The 12318-nt window shown below is 46.6% G+C and carries 11 protein-coding genes; 1 reads left to right on the top strand and 10 read right to left on the bottom strand.

The window, feature by feature from the left end; all coding sequences use genetic code 11:
- Nucleotides 1–134: 134 nt before the first annotated feature.
- From BUA78_RS07680 to BUA78_RS07635, 10 genes are all read right to left on the bottom strand, one after another.
- A complete protein-coding gene (locus BUA78_RS07680) occupies nucleotides 135–1091 on the bottom strand; it encodes a SpoIID/LytB domain-containing protein (protein ID WP_072912786.1) in 957 nt (318 codons plus the stop codon).
- A 110-nt stretch (nucleotides 1092–1201) separates the two neighbouring features.
- Nucleotides 1202–1447 carry an RNA-binding S4 domain-containing protein gene (locus BUA78_RS07675; RefSeq protein ID WP_072912783.1) on the bottom strand — a complete coding sequence of 82 codons (246 nt, stop codon included), beginning with the start codon at nucleotides 1445–1447 and terminating at the stop codon, nucleotides 1202–1204.
- A gap of 27 nt (nucleotides 1448–1474) precedes the next feature.
- Nucleotides 1475–1762: an HU family DNA-binding protein gene (locus tag BUA78_RS07670; protein ID WP_072912779.1), complete on the bottom strand. Its 288-nt coding sequence runs from the start codon at nucleotides 1760–1762 to the stop codon at nucleotides 1475–1477.
- A 109-nt stretch (nucleotides 1763–1871) separates the two neighbouring features.
- Entirely contained in the window at nucleotides 1872–3392 is a 1521-nt protein-coding gene (yabN, locus tag BUA78_RS07665) for a bifunctional methyltransferase/pyrophosphohydrolase YabN (protein ID WP_072912776.1), read from the bottom strand.
- Nucleotides 3393–3541: 149 nt separating this feature from the next.
- Nucleotides 3542–4102: a stage V sporulation protein T gene (gene spoVT, locus BUA78_RS07660; RefSeq protein ID WP_003540675.1), complete on the bottom strand. Its 561-nt coding sequence runs from the start codon at nucleotides 4100–4102 to the stop codon at nucleotides 3542–3544.
- A gap of 131 nt (nucleotides 4103–4233) precedes the next feature.
- On the bottom strand, nucleotides 4234–5262 hold the full coding sequence (locus BUA78_RS07655) for a peptidylprolyl isomerase (protein ID WP_238456758.1): 1029 nt from the start codon (nucleotides 5260–5262) through the stop codon (nucleotides 4234–4236).
- Between the two features lie 63 nt (nucleotides 5263–5325).
- Nucleotides 5326–8835 (bottom strand): transcription-repair coupling factor, encoded by a 3510-nt coding sequence (mfd, locus tag BUA78_RS07650; RefSeq protein ID WP_072912774.1) that lies wholly within the window; start codon nucleotides 8833–8835, stop codon nucleotides 5326–5328.
- Nucleotides 8836–9138: 303 nt separating this feature from the next.
- Complete coding sequence (locus tag BUA78_RS07645; protein ID WP_238456757.1) at nucleotides 9139–9492, bottom strand: hypothetical protein; 354 nt, start codon at nucleotides 9490–9492, stop codon at nucleotides 9139–9141.
- A gap of 176 nt (nucleotides 9493–9668) precedes the next feature.
- A complete protein-coding gene (gene pth / locus BUA78_RS07640) occupies nucleotides 9669–10295 on the bottom strand; it encodes an aminoacyl-tRNA hydrolase (protein WP_072912768.1) in 627 nt (208 codons plus the stop codon).
- A gap of 235 nt (nucleotides 10296–10530) precedes the next feature.
- Complete coding sequence (locus BUA78_RS07635) at nucleotides 10531–11169, bottom strand: 50S ribosomal protein L25 (protein ID WP_072912765.1); 639 nt, start codon at nucleotides 11167–11169, stop codon at nucleotides 10531–10533.
- A gap of 131 nt (nucleotides 11170–11300) precedes the next feature.
- On the opposite strand from BUA78_RS07635, the gene BUA78_RS07630 reads away from it, so the two are divergent.
- Complete coding sequence (locus BUA78_RS07630; protein WP_072912763.1) at nucleotides 11301–12233, top strand: PRC-barrel domain-containing protein; 933 nt, start codon at nucleotides 11301–11303, stop codon at nucleotides 12231–12233.
- The last annotated feature ends 85 nt before the right edge of the window (nucleotides 12234–12318 follow it).

The following is a 12318-nucleotide window of genomic DNA, read 5'->3' as shown; positions in this document are numbered from 1 at the left end:
CTCCGTTCCACAGCAGACTGGTAATATATATGCTCTACAGGCCAGCAATATGCACGCGAGGGCTTGTTATTTGGTAAGCCAACAGTCGATGTGCCCACAAAACCAAAAGGACGGCTCTGCAGCCGTCCTTGGTACTATTTATACAATCTACCTATTTCAACATCTTTAAAGTAAAACTTTATAATATCCTCTGGGGAGGTTCCTTTTTCTGCCATATTTTTGGCACCCCATTGAGACATGCCTACACCATGACCATACCCTTGCCCGGTTAGCACCAAGTTGCCATTAGAGACCGTTACATCGGTTAAATACATGGAGCGTATTTCGGTGCTACCTGCAGCCAAACGGAAAGCCGGTCCTCCCACTGTAACATTATTGATTTTCAATTGAACGGTTCGTCCAGATGGCCCTTTTTCCGCAATGGCCGCACTGGTTAAAGGACCGGGATCTTTACCGGAAACACTTCTCACTGCCTCTTGTACCTTTGACCCAGGGATTTCTGCTGTCCATTTTTGAATTTCCGGGAGAGTGTTTTGCACAGACATGGGATCATTAATGTTGTCCTTGATATAGGGTGTGGGTGTTTTCGTATAGGACAAACCCTCAGCGGCACTGGCAGTCTTGCCGCCATTACTGGCAGAGAACCAGGCCTTGATATACGCACCGTTATGGGTAATCACTTCTCCTCTGGTCTTTTGTACTGCTTGTCTTACGTGGTCGTTAATACGAGAAGGATCGTAGGCCTGGGATTCTTCCACACTGGTAGATACATCCGTACCGTGTAGTTCTTTTACGCGACCGGATTCAATATTCTCCATGGTAAAGGTACGGGCTAAAATAGCTTGTGCCGCTAAAGCATTGACCGGCCAACTGGGTTCCATTTCCGCGGCCACTACGCCGGTAATGTATTCCTCCAACTTAACTTGCTTCTTCTCACCGGTTTTATTGTCGTATAAAGAGATGGTAGGTTCACTCTTCAATTGTTTGGGCCCGGTGGTTTCTGGTTTTTTAGTTGATTTCTGGGCGCAGCCAGCCAGGACCAGTAAGACTATTAAAAGTACGGTAAAGATAGATAAACAACGGTTTCTCAAGGCTAGATCCCTCCATTTTCATTGTTTATCTTATTGTCTTCACCATCTGCAAAAAATATGTGCTATGAAAAAAGGTACTCCCCTGGGGGAATACCTTAATTTGACAAAAATTATTGCTCAATCATTTTATAAAGACTAGCTGCCTCTTTGGCAGGCATCGTTTCTTTAAGTTCCAGAATTTCAAATAGCAACTTCCTGGAACCAAAGTTGATTTCCACTCTGTCTCCTACCTTAACCTCAAGACCTGCCTTGGCCACCCGGTTATTCACCAGCACATGGCCGTTGTCACAAACTTCTTTTGCCAGGGTCCGACGCTTAATTACCCTGGATACCTTCAAAAATTTATCCAGTCGCAAGATACTATACCCTCCAGAGAATAGATACTATTCTACAGGCAGGTTGGCCACAGCATCCTTTAAGATCTTACCAGCTTTAAAAACAGGTACTCTGGTAGCAGGAATCTGAATGGTTTGGCCAGTTTGGGGATTACGACCTTCACGAGCCTTACGGGGTTTGGACTCAAAGGTACCAAAACCTACCAGCTGAATTTTGTCCCCTTGGGCTAAAGCCTCCTCAATGCTGCTGAGAACTGCGGAGACTGCTTTTTCAGCATCTTTCTTACTCAATTCGGTTTTTTCTGCTACTGCAGAGATCAGTTCGGCCTTGTTCAACTAAGGACCCTCCTCGATAATCAGAATAAACTAAGTTTGGTATTTCGCTATTTTATTTGGTTTTCCTCCCCAGAAGCAAATTTTTCCTGTATTTTTTATTTTTAAGGGGTTAAAGTCGCTTGGCTTCTTCCCACCAGTGGTCCATTTGCTCCAGGGTTAACTCTGAAAGTTGTCTTCCATTCTGCCTAGCTTGACCTTCTATATATTGAAACCTATGAATGAATTTGTCAATAGTCTTGGTTAAGACATCTTCCGGTTGAATCTTTAGTAATCTGGCCAAGTTGACCACGGCAAATAACAAATCTCCCACTTCCTCTTTTACTGCCGCAGCCTTCCCCATTTGCAGTGCCTCTAGCACCTCTTTAAGTTCTTCTTGAACCTTCTCCAAAGCACCGGTATAATCCGGCCAATCAAAACCTACTCGGGCGACCTTTGCCTGTACCTTCTCGGCCCGTAATAAGGCTGGTAATGCCCTGGGGATATTGGCTAAATAAGATTTAGATTTGTTTTCTTCCCCCTGTTCCTGGGATTTAATTTTATCCCAGTTAATCAACACTTCCTGACTGCTTTCTACCTGGGTAGTGCCAAAAACGTGGGGATGTCTTCTTACCATTTTTTCGGTAATAGAATCTACTACATCATTCATGTCAAAGTGGCCATTCTCATTGGCAATTTGGGCATGAAATACGATTTGTAGTAATAAGTCTCCCAATTCTTCACATATTTTATACATTTCGCCCTGATCTAAGGCATCAATAACCTCATAAGTTTCCTCTATTAGATACGGTTTTAAACTCTCGTGGCTCTGTTCCCTATCCCAGGGACAGCCCTTTTCCCCCCGCAGGGTGTCCATCACTTCCACCAGTGAATCCAGTGGATAGGAGCTCTGGTACGTGGTATCCACACCTGCCCCGGCAGGGTCAGCAACGGCTTCCTCTCCCAAAAGAGGCTCTTCAGCCAGAGGTGGAATATAAAGACTGGTTAGATGGTCAATCCAGGTCAAACGGTCTAACTCAAAAAGAGGTACCTGTTCTATCCGTTCTTGCCCAGGGATACCAGCTCCCCGGACCACCGTAACCCTATGTTCATCGGGGTAGTACTCCATCAAGTTAAGCTTGGTTTCCCCCGCCGTAATTCGGTCATATACCTGGGTCACCACGGTGCCCACCTCAGGGTAAGGTCGGTACTCATCTAGCCTTAAAGCATCCACAATATGTAACCCCTTACAGGGATCTAACCTTAGACTGGCTGTTAATGCGTCTAGAAAGCTCATAGCTGGCAAAACTTTCGTTGTCAGGCCTGCTTGCTCGGCTAGATCTAGCACTAGCCTTACGGAATCCTCTGCCACCATGGGGTGCCCAGGTACTGCATAAATTACTGTTCCACGCCCTGCAGCAGCAACCAAATCATTAGCTATTGTCCTATAAACTTCTTCAAAGGTCTCTGCATTCTGATAATGCTGATCAAAGGAACTAAACGTAATACCTTTTTCCCTTAGCCAGTCCACCGTAGGGTGAACCGCTGTCCGTAGGTACACTGGGCTGCCTGAAGAAAGCACTTCCCACACCTTTAGAGGAATCATGCCGGGATCTCCCGGACCGAGGCCTGCTATAATGATAGACTTGTCCAACGCTATCTCCTCCCTTTCTACGATTGTGGCCATTGGCCTTTAGCCATTAGCCTTTTAAACACCCATAAAGCCAATGGCTAAAAGCAAGACCCCAAAGAAAATATCTTTAGCACAAAAAAAGGGGCCTTTCGGCCCATTTTCTTCGTTTGTTATTGTTCCATTTGTTTGGCGAGAAAACCAGCGGCTGTTTCGGCCAACTTAAGTTCCATTTCCCCCATTTTCGTATCGGGGTCCTTGGAGGCCAGGATAACTGCGCCAATTGGATCGCCTTCGGAAATGATCGGAGCAATGACCTCTGAAGAATATTTGCATTCGCCGTCCTCTGTAATGCCGCACTCCTTACAGTGAGGATCGTTACCAGGATTATTGATAACAACAGCTTTGCGATCTTCCATTACTTTTTCCACATTAGGGCCAATGGGTTTGTTGATAAATTCTTTTTTCGGAGCCCCGGCCACGGCAATGATGGTATCCCGATCTGCAATGCAAGCTATGTGTCCAAGGGCTTCATATAGCGAATCGGCATATTCTTTGGCAAAATCACCCAGCTCGCCGATAGGTGAGTACTTTTTGAGAATGACCTCACCTTCCCTGTCAACAAAGATCTCCAGGGGGTCACCTTCACGAATCCTCAAAGTTCTTCTTATTTCTTTTGGTATAACAACTCGACCTAAATCGTCAATACGACGAACAATACCCGTTGCTTTCATATAGGTTTCCTTCCCTCCTTTTCTGCATAATCTACGCGGATTAACTTTCATTGATAGTATATAACGGGAGGGAAGGTGTTATTCATAATTTTCCATCGTTTGAACTTTATTTTCGGGTTTTGGGTTAACAGCTATTTTTTTGACGAATCCCCTGATTTTGGGGCTAATTTGTTGTCTATCTTAGCATTTTTCTGCAAATCACTAATGAATTGGGAGAATTTGGCTTGCTTTGCTTCCCCCTCTAATTGAGAGGCAATTAAATCTTTTACCTCCTCTAAAGGCTTTTGGGTAGCCGGAGTAACCTTCTCTAATTTAATTAAATGATACCCGTAAGAACTCTTTACAGGCTCCTTGGTAACTTGACCAGGCTGTAAAGCCACAGCAGCCTTTTCAAAGGCTGGGTCGGTGGTACCAGCACCTTTATCAATGGTGTAGCTGCCACCATTCTCCCGGGTACCCAGGTCATCGGACACTTCCCTGGCCACGGATGCAAATTCACGGCCCTTTTGGGTAACTTCAGCCAGGGCTAACTTGGCCGCTGCCAAAGCTTCTTGATCAGTGCGCTTGGGTACACCCTGCTGTGTGCTGTCGATGGCAAACAACATATGTTTTACTTCCAAGCGCTCGGGGGTACCAATGGGTTCTGCCCCTTTGTGTTGGTTATAAAATTTACTAATTTCCTCTTCCGTGGGCTTTTTCACATCGGCAGTAACCTTGTCATACAGGTTTTTCTTGGCTGCTTCTGCAACAACCAATTCCCGGAAGTCCTGTTCAGTTAACTTAAACTGTTCCAAAGCCTTTTTAAATTCTTCTTCCTTGCCGTAGCTCTCTTTAACTTGTTTGATATTATTATCAATTTCTTCCTTAGAAGGGGTGACTTTTTGTTTTTCTGCTTCCTGCAACAACAGGGTATCTTGAATTAGTTTTTCCAACTCACCTTGCTCCAACTGCTGACGCATGGCACTGTTCTCTTTCGTGGTTAAATCAAGTCCTTGCATCTTGTAGCTTTCTATGGTGAAATTAACACGCTTGTCCAGTTCTGTGCGGGAGATTTCCTTACCATTAACGGTAGCCACAACATTGGCCTTATTATTGGCACAGCCGCTCAATAATGCAAATACGAGCAGCATGGTCAATCCAAGGGAAATTATTTTTTTCACTTAACCGAGACCTCCTTTTGCATAATAGTGCAATTATACACCGTAACCAGAAGGACCGGCAAGTTATTTCAGCCGGCCCAAAAAGCTCCTTAACTGCTCCAGTTTTCTTAACCCCACCTCTCCCTTGTCCTTGCTTAGGAGTTTCATCTCAAAACCATCGACCGAAGTATGATACTTAACGTTATTTTTATATTTTTCACTTACTGCTACCAACTTTTCTCCATCCAGGGGGGCTTCTGGGGCAAACAATAACCGATAGGCTCCCTGATTACGGCTGATACTCTTAATTTTAAGCTGCCGACCCAGAATTTTTAGCTGGGCTACTTGCAACAAAGCCTGAACACTTTCCGGCAAATCGCCGTATCGATCCACCAATTCTTCCGCCAAATCGTCTACTTCTATTGGTTCTTTCATAGCGGCCAAACGACGATATAATTCTACCTTCTGGTTGGCGTCTGGTACATAGGAATCAGCGATGTAGGCTTCCACCGGCAGCTCTACCGAGGTATCCACCACCTGTTCCACTTTCTCTCCCCGAGCTTCCTGCACTGCTTCCTCCAACAGACGACAGTAGAGATCAAAACCTACCTCAGCGATATGTCCATGCTGTTGGGCTCCCAATATATTACCCGCCCCTCGGATTTCCAAATCTCTCATAGCAATCTTAAAACCAGAGCCAAACTCCGTAAACTCGCGGATGGCGGATAAACGCCGCTCGCTGACCTCTGTTAACACTTTATCCCGACGGAAGAGAAAATAAGCATAGGCTAAACGATTCGTTCTCCCGACCCTGCCTCTTAATTGATAAAGCTGGGACAAACCAAAATGATCGGCTTCTTTAACAATTAATGTATTGACATTAGTAATATCCAGGCCGGTCTCCACGATGGTGGTACAAACCAACACGTCATATTCCCCATCCATAAATTCCAGCATAATCTGCTCCAGTTCATCTTCCTTCATTTGACCATGGGCCACAGCAATTCGGGCCTCCGGTACCAAACTCTGGAGCCAACCAGCCAGCCGGTCCAAATCCACCACTCGATTGTGAACAAAATAAACCTGGCCGCCACGATTCATTTCCCGTCGGAGTGCTTCACGGATTAACACTGGATCCTCCTCCAGTACATAGGTCTGTACCGGGAAACGCTCCTCCGGAGGAGTTTCCAACACACTGGTATCCCGCACCCCCACCAATGACATATGCAGGGTACGAGGAATAGGAGTGGCTGTCAGAGTCAGGACATCCACATTCTTGCGCATTTGTTTCAATCTTTCCTTATGACTGACACCAAAACGCTGCTCTTCATCCACCACTAGCAAGCCCAAATCTTTAAAGAGAATATCATCCTGTACCAAGCGATGGGTCCCAATGACAATATCCACTTCACCAATGGCTAGGCCGGCCAGTACCTGGCGCTGCTCCTTAGGCGTACGAAAACGGGACAACATCTCAATCCGTATCGGATAATTAGCAAAACGCTCCCGGAAGGTATTGTAATGCTGCTGGGCCAGAATGGTAGTGGGCACCAGCACAGCTGCCTGTTTGTTATCCATAACCGCTTTAAAGGCAGCCCGCAGGGCCACCTCGGTTTTGCCATAACCCACATCACCGCAAAGCAGCCGGTCCATAGGCTGCAATTTCTCCATATCTCTTTTTACTTCGGTTATAGCTCGCAGTTGATCCGGCGTTTCTTCGTAGGGGAAGAGTGCCTCAAATTCACCTTGCCACGGCGTATCCGGCGAAAAGGTATAACCCTGCACGGTCTGGCGGGAGGCGTACAGCTCCAGCAATTCCTGGGCCATGTCCTTAACGGCTTCCCGCACTTTGGCTTTGGCCTTAGACCATTCTGTACCTCCCAAACGCGATAGCTTAGGATGGTCTGCCTCGGCACCTAAGTATTTCTGCAGCAGACCCACCTGGTCGGTGGGAACGTAGAGCTTATCTTCCCCGGCATACTGTAGCTGCAGGTAGTCCTTTTGTAACCCCCCAATATCCAGGGTGATGATGCCCAGGTAGCGCCCAATGCCATGGTTGACATGGACCACATAATCGCCGGCCTTTAAATCAGCCAAGGGCTCCATTTTAGCATCGGAACGGCTGCGATGTTTCCGGGCCTTTTTTCGTTGACCAAAAATTTCCGCATCGGTAATAACCACCAAGCGGGCGGAGATGAGTTCAAAACCGTTGGCTAAATTGCCTACGGTAATAACCACATTCCCTTCCCGCACCTCATTGTCCAGACCTTTGACCCGAAAGGCATCAATTTTAGCATCCTTGAGCAGCCTTAATAGATTGGCTGCCCGCTCATCTGCAGACACCAATAGGACCACCGCGTAGCCCCGGCGACGCCAGTGCCGAATTTCATCCGCCAACACCTCGGCATGACCCAAAAAGCTGTGCATGGCCTTGGCCGGAAAGTTAACAACGCTCTGTGGTGTTAAATATTGAGGATGTCGGGGCAAAAAGGAACAATAAATACCCTGGGTTCGTTCCAGCGGGGCCAGAAGTTGTCGCCAGTCTAGGTAACTATTAAAATACCCGGGCAGTATTTTGCCCTTGGCCAGTAAATCTGTGTAAGTTTCATTTCGTTCTTTGAGAATGTTCTCCGCCACTTCTTTAAAGCGAATAGGATCATCCACCAGCAGTAAGGGTTTTTCGTAAAAATAATCCACTAAACTTACTGGCTCTGCATAAAAGTAGGCTTGCAGCTGCTCCTGGCTCCCAAAGGGAGCTTTATTTTTAATTTGCTCCAGGGTCATGGCACCCTGTACAGATAACTGGTGTACAGCATCCACAGAACTGGTTCGTTGCAATTTCTTGAGGTGATTCTTATACTCTGTCTGGTAGGTTTCCTCACACCGCTGCCAAGCCTCCTGGGTTATTACCAGTTCCCGACAGGGAGTAATTGAAATATGTTTCAATTTATCCAGCGATCGTTGAGTAGCCACATCAAAATGACGGATGGAATCCACTTCATCATCAAAGAATTCGATTCTCACCGGGGCGGCGGCGGTCATAGAATAGACATCTATGATGCCACCCCGGCTGGAAAATTGGCCGGGGCTTTCTACCAAATCTACCCGTTCATAACCGAGATCCACAAAATCCCGGCGTAATTTTTCCAAATCTACCCGCTCACCCAGAGACAAGCCGATCTTGGCTCGGCGAAACACCTCCGGAGGAGATAAGCGACGCAGCAAAGCCTCCACCGAAGTAACCACCACCACCGATTCCCCGGCAGTCAAAAGTTCCAATACCCGCAAACGTTGGGCCAGTACTTCGTTGCTGTGAGCTAACACCTGGTAGGGCAGCATTTGCCATACCGGAAAGGGTTGGATAGAAGCACCGGGTAACAGGGACGTGAGATCATCCACCAAGTTGGCAGCCTCAGCTTCACCGGGGGTTACCACCAACACCGAAGGCCGGGTATGGCTCAACCCGGCAAATAGATAGCTACGCTGGGAACCGGTCAGTCCAAACACCAGTTGTTGGTCAAACCCTTTCTCTAGTCCCTGCAGCAGTTTTTGATATTCAATTGTAGACTCAAGGGGTCTTAGTAAACCTTTCATTGTCACTCCTATTGTTAAACTAACATAATTGATCATTACTAACCAGTCTTTGGACATTAGCCTTTGGCTTTTAAAATACTAACCTTTCAATTGCTAGCTAACTATGTCAACTCTATCAATCTGCAGACTTTGTTTTTTATAGCCAAGGGCTGACGGCCGGTTTTTCTTTTCCCGAGTAAACAGTATTGGCCTGGTAGGATCTTAGGGAGGGTTGTAATTCCTCCGGTTCTCCACCAGGCGATTTTCTGGTATATAGTATATGTCTCTACGTTGGCAAATTATATCCTAGTTATTGTTTCTTCGTCAAGCAGTCCCTTTGCGGCCACTGTAGTAAACCACTACCATATTCCAGGCCGCATGAGACAAATAAGCTACTGCCAAGGCAGGGAACAGCCCCCAACTTCGAGTAACGCTGTAGGTAATGATACCAAACAAACTATGGGCGGCTAACGCAACCCAGCCAGCGGCTATACCCCGGCTTCCCCGACGCTTGATCTCCAGTACTCCTTCCAAAAGACCAAAGCCCAGGTGTGTCCAAACCAAAGATGCCCCCAGGGTCACCGCCCACAGGCTCTTCGCTGCTTCCTCTACCAGAGGGGTAAGAAAAACAAGTCCCTTCCCCTGATTCCCTGACGCAGTCCGGATCTTTCCGTTCAATAACCAGCTTGTTCCCCCCGCCAGCAGTGTAGCAAGCAGCACGAGGGTTAGATTGGGCATGGCGAGTGTGTCTACCAGTGTAAGTACCTCCATTGGCCGTCAGCAGTCGACCAGCGGCTTTATTTTGTGCTAACGTTTGCGTGCTTTTTATTGGTGATATTTTTAAACCAAAAAGCCTACTCTTCCTCCGGCTGGCCCGCCACCGTCCCTGTCTTTTCAACAGCCTTTCGCCTATCCTGCTTCTCCTTTTTGGTATTAAACCTATTCATGGCAGCAGCAGTTCCTTCCAAGGCCCATACTTTCACAGCCTCGATGGCGTTGGCCAGGGCGGGGGCCATTTGTTCAGCTTCCGCATTGGTTATTTTACCTAATACGTGGTCCACAGTCCCATGCTCGGGCCTGCCGATGCCTACCCGCATACGGCTGAATTCCTGAGTGCCCAGCAGTTCAATAATATTCTTGAGCCCTTTCTGTCCCCCGGCACTACCGTTTTTACGGATTCTTACGTGCCCAATAGGCAAATCCATATCATCAGAAATTACCAACAAATCCTCCGGGGACAATTTGTACCAATTCATTAAGGCCACCACTGCCTGTCCACTAAGGTTCATATAGGTCTGGGGCTTAACCAAAATCACCTTTTCCCTACCCACATGAGCTTGCCCTACCCGGGCTTTGTGCTGATTTTTATCCAAGGACACGCCTAACTCTTTGGCCAGGCCGTCCACGATCATAAATCCTATATTATGCCTGGTTTGGGCATACTCCGCACCGGGGTTACCCAGGCCGACAATTATTTTCATGCCATATACCTCCCTTAACGAAGGTATTGTACTTCAATTGTCCCTTGAGACGCAATAGTGAATCCTGCTAATAAAAATTATCAGCATTTAGCTACGGTTATTCCATAAAGGCGTTGTTTTAGCCATAGGTCCTCATCTAATTTGTTTTTTAACCTGCTTCTCTTGGCTGACACGGACATACCAACAGGCTGTGGGTTGCCCTTTGAGGACAACCCACAGCTGCAGCAACGTTCTCTTATTCTTTCTCGATAGTCTTCGCTTTTGCTTCTTCTATGGGCTCTGGTGGTACTTCAGGCTGACCGGCAGGCTCTGGGGCTTTCATCGTGGCAACCCCTACCACGGTGGTGTGGGGATGATCCAGAAGTTTAACCCCTGACGGAACCTGCAAATCATTTACCTGTATAGCATCACCAATCTCCATCTCACAAATATCCACTTCAATGGCATCGGGAATCTGACTCGGCAGACATTCAATTTCTGCACTGCGCAAATCATGTTGAATGACACCGCCCAAGGCTACGCCTTTCGGTGTTCCCACCAAATGAATGGGTATTACGGTGCGGATTTTGCTATCCTCGGATATCTGTTGAAAATCAACATGCCGTATATGATGGTGCAATGGGTCCATTTGCAGACTCTTGACCATAACCGTCTGTTTGCTACCAGCAACATTCATCTTAATTAAGGTATTACGACCACTTACCGAGCTAAGAATCTGTTTTAATTCCTTAGCGTCCACAGATATGGCCATGGAGCCTTTGCCCATCTGCTTCCCGTACATCACACCGGGAACAGCACCACTGTCACGAAGCTGCTTACGACTAGATTTAGTGCGCCCTTCCCTTAGCTTGGCATTCAAACCTGCATCCGCCATGATGGTTAACCTCCTGATAAAAGATAAGAAAATTTTTTCACTGCCTCTATTATTCCCTATTTTTGGTCATATCAAACAAGCCCAAGGCATAAAGATGTTATAAAAAGCTTGGGCTAAAGGGGGCCTTAAAGGTGCGCAAGAGCAAAAAGTTTATCGGTATGCCAGTAATCAGCCTTGCCGAAGGCCAGCAGTTGGGAACTGTCAAAGGATTAGTGGTAGACCCTGTGGGACAAAAGGTTGCCGCCCTGATCATAGAACAAAAAGGTTGGTTCAGCGAGCAAAAATTTGCTCCCTACGGCAAGGTGCGTAGTGTAGGCGCAGACGCCATTACCCTCGATCAGAGTGCTCTGGTGGAAAAGGGGGCCAGTCTGCCAGATATTCTTAAGCTATTTAAAGATAAAATGGGGGTAATTGGTTGTAAGGTATTGGCAGAAACCGGGGCCCAATTGGGTGTGGTGGATGAATACTATGTGGATGAAACAAACGGTAACATCGTAGGGCTGGAGGTTACAGGTACTTTACTAAACAGTTTGATGAAAGGAAAAACCTTCTTAGATATTAATTTTGTTAAAACCATTGGCAAAGAACTCATTGTCACCTCGGACAATGCTGCTGAAAACTTAGTAAAAAGTGATGGAGGACTGCAAGAAACCGTTAAGCAGCTTAAGGACAGTACCAGTCAACTGTGGGAAAATACCGTTCAAATAACCAAAGAACTAAGCAGCAAAACCAAGGAAATTAGCCACAAAACTGTCGAGGAGTTAGAGAGCAGGACTAAGGATTTAGGCAATTTCACCATGGATTTAGGAGAAAATCTACTGGAAAAAATGAAAGGAAAGAATAGAGGTGAAACCGTGGAACCAGAAAATCTAAACCGCCAAGACGAAGACTTAAACCGTCAGCCCATTGAGGATAATGTGAAAGTGGTGGAGTTACCTCCCGAAGCATTAAAACGTCAGGAGGAGGAAGTTCCCGTAGAGGACAGCCCTAGTGAGGCTGCTGAAGAAACTCTTTCTACCAATCCTCCAGCAGAATCATCAGAACAGGATAGTAAAAAAGAGTAGCTTGGTTAGTTTAAATAAGACTTTTGCCAAAACAATGGGACAGGGATTATGTTTTCTGAAACAATATCCCTGTCCCATTGTTTTT

Source organism: Desulforamulus aeronauticus DSM 10349 (genome assembly GCF_900142375.1).
GTDB lineage: Bacteria > Bacillota > Desulfotomaculia > Desulfotomaculales > Desulfotomaculaceae > Desulfotomaculum > Desulfotomaculum aeronauticum.
Note: the sequence above shows the minus strand (reverse complement) of the source record. Positions and strands in the feature narration are given on the sequence as shown.

Bases quoted from the DNA above. Each gene is read 5' to 3' on its own strand.
- spoVT (WP_003540675.1), bottom strand. From the start codon at position 4,102: ATGAAAGCAACGGGTATTGTTCGTCGTATTGACGATTTAGGTCGAGTT.
- mfd (WP_072912774.1), bottom strand. From the start codon at position 8,835: ATGAAAGGTTTACTAAGACCCCTTGAGTCTACAATTGAATATCAAAAA.
- pth (WP_072912768.1), bottom strand. From the start codon at position 10,295: ATGAAAATAATTGTCGGCCTGGGTAACCCCGGTGCGGAGTATGCCCAA.
- BUA78_RS07635 (WP_072912765.1), bottom strand. From the start codon at position 11,169: ATGGCGGATGCAGGTTTGAATGCCAAGCTAAGGGAAGGGCGCACTAAA.